Here is a 5702-nt window from a genome sequence, read left to right on the forward strand (position 1 = left end):
CTTAATTTCTGTTCAGCGTTGAGTGGCACCTATGGCTATTCATCACCTTTCAGACCAACACCACGCCCGTTTCCAATCCCTCGTGGTCCTTTTCCACTGCCGACACCGTCGGTCCCGGCACGGCCAGCCCGTCCGGTCGGTCCCTTTGTGCCCCTATCCCTGATCAGTATTAAAGTGCGCGTTGATGTGGATCGCTTCTTTCCACAAAACCGTATATCGATAGAGGTCAATCGGCGGTTTCCTTTTTCGACGGCTCATGCCATTGCAGAGGTCACATCAGATCGCTGTCTGGGGTGGAACCATCGTCGGGTCGAAGCCAATATCACCTATCGCGATGGCCTCAACAGCTTGATCCCGGGGAACCGTGTTATCTTTGAAGCTTCCCGTGGTCGGGGAATTGGCTATGGCACATTCAAACTCACCCTGATCGGACCGGGCAGAACGCGCCGCGTTTATCGTCTTAATTTTGAAAGCCAGCATTTTGATGCCGTCGAATTCGAAGTTGATCGCGTATCAAATGCCAGTGCACCGACAACCACCTATGATATCGGCTCTCACCCCAACCGTCCGGCGAACCTGCCTGCGGAAAATATTTCGATGGATACCGTCTATCGCCGTGCGGGATTTGATGTGTCCATGTCCCCGAACAGATCGGTGATCCCCACAAGCGGAGCAGGGGCCAATGGTACATGGAGCGATGCCGAAATGCACAATGCCATGGTGACATACTGGTCACGGTTCCAGAACTTGCCCAAATGGGCTATGTGGGTGCTCTTTGCTCGGCGGCATGATCAAGGGCGCGGCCTCGGCGGTATTATGTTCGATGATATCGGGGCCAACCACCGACAGGGCACGGCGATCTTTACCGACAGCTTTATTCAGGATGCGCCGGCGGGTGACCCCAATGCGGCGGCTTGGCGTCGACGCATGGTTTTCTGGACGGCAATCCACGAAATGGGCCATGCCTTTAATCTGGCGCATTCATGGCAGAAATCCCTTAGCTATAACGGCGGTGATCCGTGGATACCACTGACCAATAACAACGAAGCGCGTACCTTTATGAGCTATCCTTTCCGGGTGTCCGGTGGTGAAAACGCCTTCTTCTCTGACTTCCGCTTCCGCTTTATGGATGAAGAGCTGGTGTATATGCGCCATGCCCCCCGCCGTTTTGTGCAGATGGGCAATGAAGACTGGTTCTCTAACCACAATCTGGAACAGGACAGCAGCCTGCAAAGCGGTAACTTTGATCTGGAAATCAGACCGAACAAGTCTGGCAACAGCTATGATTTCCTAGAACCTGTATCCCTTGAACTCAAGCTCAAGAATGTGTCGGATCAGGCCGTGGAAATCGAAGAGGATCTGTTGGAAGACGGGCGTCATATCACGTTGTTTGTGCAACGTAGTGAGGGAAAAACCCGCAAGTGGCGGTCACTTTCCACCCATTGCCATCATGAACACACAACCGATCTGAAACCGGGACAAGCCATTTACGGATCGCACATGGTCAGTGCCTCTACCGATGGCTGGACCATTGATGAACCCGGCTTTTATAACATTCAGGCCGTGATTGATGTGAATGATGAAATCATCAGCTCTAACGTGCTTCGGGTTTATGTGAACCCGCCGTCATCCCTCGAAGAAAGTAAACTGGCGCCGGACTATTTCACCGAAGACGTGGCGCGGACCATTTCTTTTGCAGGGGCACCGTCGCTGGATAGTGCCAATGATGTGCTGCGTGAGGTTGCGGCACGCTGTGCCAATAACCAAGCGGCCCGTCACGCCAATCTGGCCCTGAGCGGCCCGATGCTTCGGAACTTTAAGGTGCTAAACGGTGCAACCGATAAGGCAGAGCTGGAAATCAAGACCATCAACGCCAAAATCGACCAAGGGGCAAAGGCACAAACCGCTGCCTTGATGGATGATCCCGACAGCGCCGCAGATACTCTGGGCCATATCCGCTATTTCGGTATGCTGAACCAACTTGCCACCGCACTGGAAGACAAAGGCGATGACAAGGGTGCAATCAAAGTCCTGAAATCAGCCGTCAGCACCATGAAAAAACGTCAGGTTCTCGACAGTGTAATCAAGGAAACCGAAAAGAAACTAAAATAGTCCTCCCCATATTCCTATTTTGGGAGACTGTTTTACCGGAACTGTTTTGTGACGGTGTATTGAAACCGATTTGATTGGGTGGATATAAAAAGAGGCCCTGTTTATCTCGTACTGAGAACGACAGGGCCTTTTTTCTGTCGGCGTTATTTCGGCAAACTGTTTGGGGCATAGCCAAAATTGAGATGTCGAGATGAATGAAAGCTGAAACACCAGTTTTGTTCAAGACTAACGGCGTAGAGGCAAATTGGAACCCCTATGAAATCCCAAAGAGTTGTCGGAAGGAACGAGACGTCCATTCGGTAATTTTCCATAAGAAAATAATCACCGTAAAGAATGACAGGACCGCTCAGATTATACTTATCAATAATTCGGGTCGTAAAATCACGGCTTTCTTCCATGCGGGTTGGGATTTTGACCAGATAATGCTCTGAATTCGGAACGATCTCCCAATGAATTTCCTCTATCCTTCTGGGAAAACCCATTTGGTCAAAATGATGGTCTATTGAAAGTTGATCCTTTTCATCAACAATTTCTATGTCACCCGTTTTGAGGTGAGCGTCTATTTTTTTGTGGAGCCTTTTTGCAATAAACTCGTCATTGGAAATCATTGTATTTTCTTTGCTTTTTTATTCTTTTAATTTTTCAGGCACGTAACCAAAATTGAGATGACGAAACATATTATAAGTGAAACACCATTTTTTATCAGCACTCACAGCATAGAGACAAAGTGGTATCGGCATGAAATGCCATAGGACTGATGGAAGTAATGATATATCCATCCGATAGTCATTCTGCATTAGCAGATCACCATAAAGTACAACTGATCCGTTCAGATTATGTTTTTTGATCATCCGCTCTGTAAAATCGCGACTTTCTTCCGGTCTGTAATCTATCTGTACCTGATAATATTCTGAATTAGGGACGTCCTGCCAGTGGATGAATGGACCCTTTTTAGAAAATTTTTTAAAAATGAAGTTGCTCTCATCAATAGGATCATTGTTATCTTCTATAATTTCAATAGCGCCCGAGCTAATGTAATTTTTCAAGGTTTTCTGAAGCTCTTTGTCTTCTGCAGCAGGTTGATTGGGCATATTAAATAACCTTATCAATCGGATTGAAATTTAATACTAATACTGTAAGTAGCGATATTAACATAAATGTTTTTCGAGGCCTTGAAACTAACGTAATTCATAGCCGGATAATACCCAGACATCTCTTTTATTATGATGTGTCAGGCTTAAAACCACACGTTCCTTTGGAGTTTCTATAAGTGCTCGTCTACCATTTGCTGGCCCTTTTATAACCGCTAATCTACCGCTCGCTAAAATCACTGGTAAGCGGTTCTTGACAAAATTTTCTCCATCTATTCCGTCAACTCTGGTCCTTTTTTCGATAATATGACTAAGGCCATACCCCGGGTTTTTCCTGAAATTTGGTCCGCCCATTTTGCCAAAATCAAAGGAAATTTCGCCAAGATCTTCTCTGAAGACTTTTCCTTTGGATGCCTCTTTGCTCTCCAGAACCTTGGCAATTTCATCTGAGAACTCTTTCACAGTTGACGTCGAACGTTTGTAAAAGGGTGTTCTTGCGCCATTCATGCTGAGAATGGCTGCGCCTCTGGTTGTTGCTTTGGGAACGGCTGCACCAGAAAGAAAGCCACCGCCAGTTAAATTGAATGCGGCATCGACGGTATCTTGATGTGTAAAGCTCCCACCCTCAAGGGTGTGCCCCGGAAGAGTGAAAGTTTTTGCTAAACCATAAAGTAGTTCTGGTGCGGTCCAATCTGTCCAATCAATTGGTCCTTTTTCATCTGCCAAGCTCCCTGCTGGGGTGGGAATGAATCCCGCTCTTCGAATTCCGGGTTCGAGACCGAACATACGCTCTACTTTTTGTTCCAGTGGCGTTGGTTGGTAACGAGGTCGTTTCGCTTTTTGAACAACTTTGGGTTTACCATAAAGCTTTTCAGCATGATCAATGACCTGAACCATCTTGATGTCCTTTGCAATAGGGAGGCTTTAAGGACTATCGCTGATGGGCTGCGTTACAATTCATTACGATTTGTCTTAGCTATTCATGCCCAACTTATCTCTTGTGATAACGATCTCTTTGCCCTTAGAGTCAAAAGATATTTTCTATATACAGGCAGAGGGAACAGGCCTGTTTTCACGATAAATAACGGACGATTTTATGGGACTGGCGGCGCAGGCATTTTCTCGGGTTAAAAAAGACAATCCCATCTATCTTGTTGGTCTCGGGCATGGGGCGACGCATTGGGTGATTGCGACCTTTTATTTTCTGTTGCCCTTTATGGCGCAGGATCTGGGGTTGAGTTATGTAGAGGCCGGGGTCTTTGCGTCGGTCTTTTCTCTGGCCTCTTTCGGGGCGAATGTCTTTAGCGGGCCACTGGTGGATATTACCGGGCGTCGGGTTTTGTGGCAGGTGGTTTCCCTGTTGGTTGGGGCTGTGGCGCTTTATGCCATGGGGGCGGTGAGCTTGTATCCGCTGTTGGTGCTGGCGATGATCTTTATCGGGATGTCCAATAACCTGTGGCATCCGGCAGCGATATCCTATCTGTCCCTGCGCTATCCGGATCGGCGGGGCTATGTGCTGTCTATTCATGCGCTGGGGGCCAATCTGGGGGATGCTGTTGCGCCTGTGATCATGGCACCTGTGTTGGCTGCGTTAAGCTGGCGCGCGACGATGGAGGCAAGCATTGTCGTGCCGTTGGTGGTTGCTGTGCTGCTGTTCTTTTTTGTCGAGCGGGTTGGTAAGGCCTCAGGGGGAATTATTGGGAAACCTGAAACTCAGGTTGGTTCTCACAAGCAATCTTCCATTTCCGAAACTAAACAGGGCCAAACTAAACAGGAAGAGTATTTAGCATCGGTAAACTCGGCCCCGCAAAACGACGAACATGCGCTGAAAGAACACGTACCTACAAGCAGCCCGGATAAAAACAGGGATAAAAACAGGCCCGCTATAGATCACTCGAAGCTAGACAGAGACCATTCCCAGAGTGAAAGAATGAAGGGAAGGGATTATCTCGCCGGGGTCGGAGCTTTGCTTAAGAACCGCGCGGTGATGGTGCTGTGTTGCATGTCTGGCTTTCGCAATATGGCGCAGACGGGTTTACTGGTGTTCTTACCGCTCTATCTGGCGAATGACTTAAAGCTGTCCCCCTTTGAATTGGCACTAACACTTTTTGCCTTTCAGGCCGCCGGGTTGATTGCGGCACCCGTCGCCGGGATCTGGTCGGACCGCATCGGGCGCAGGCCATTGGTGGTTGGCGGGTTGGGCATTACCACGGTGATGCTCATTCTTTTGACGCTGATTGATAATACGACGGTTTTTGTGGCGGGTATTGCTATGCTCGGCTTTGGGCTTTTTGCCATCCGCCCCGTGGTGCATAGCTGGCTGATGGATATGACACCGCCGCATATGGGGGGCACCGCGACCTCTGTCCTGTTCGGGGTACAGTCTGCCATGACCACCTTTGCCCCTATCATTGGCGGGGCCTTGGCTGATCGATATGGCTTGATATCGGCCTTTTACTTTCTGGGCGTTACCTTACTGATTGCTAATTTTCTGGTGCT

The 5702-nt window shown here is 48.6% G+C and carries 5 protein-coding genes; 2 read left to right on the forward strand and 3 right to left on the reverse strand.

Annotation, left to right across the window (positions count from 1 at the left end; all coding sequences use genetic code 11):
* Positions 1-2112: hypothetical protein (locus Q0241_RS11555; protein ID WP_299377501.1), on the forward strand; the 2112-nt coding region annotated here is incomplete at its 5' end.
* Positions 2113-2255: 143 nt separating this feature from the next.
* On the opposite strand, the gene Q0241_RS11560 is transcribed toward Q0241_RS11555, so the two are convergent.
* The 3 genes from Q0241_RS11560 to Q0241_RS11570 form a co-directional block, all read right to left on the reverse strand.
* Positions 2256-2720, reverse strand: a complete 465-nt coding sequence (locus tag Q0241_RS11560) for a hypothetical protein (protein ID WP_299377503.1) — start codon at positions 2718-2720, stop codon at positions 2256-2258.
* A gap of 18 nt (positions 2721-2738) precedes the next feature.
* Positions 2739-3203, reverse strand: a complete 465-nt coding sequence (locus tag Q0241_RS11565; protein ID WP_299377505.1) for a hypothetical protein — start codon at positions 3201-3203, stop codon at positions 2739-2741.
* A gap of 87 nt (positions 3204-3290) precedes the next feature.
* Complete coding sequence (locus Q0241_RS11570) at positions 3291-4100, reverse strand: hypothetical protein (RefSeq protein ID WP_299377507.1); 810 nt, start codon at positions 4098-4100, stop codon at positions 3291-3293.
* Positions 4101-4299: 199 nt separating this feature from the next.
* On the opposite strand from Q0241_RS11570, the gene Q0241_RS11575 reads away from it, so the two are divergent.
* Positions 4300-5702: MFS transporter (locus tag Q0241_RS11575; protein WP_299377509.1), on the forward strand; the 1403-nt coding region annotated here is incomplete at its 3' end.

Origin of the sequence: uncultured Kiloniella sp. (genome assembly GCF_937128705.1) — a bacterium.
In the GTDB taxonomy this organism is placed as follows: Bacteria; Pseudomonadota; Alphaproteobacteria; order Kiloniellales; family Kiloniellaceae; genus Kiloniella.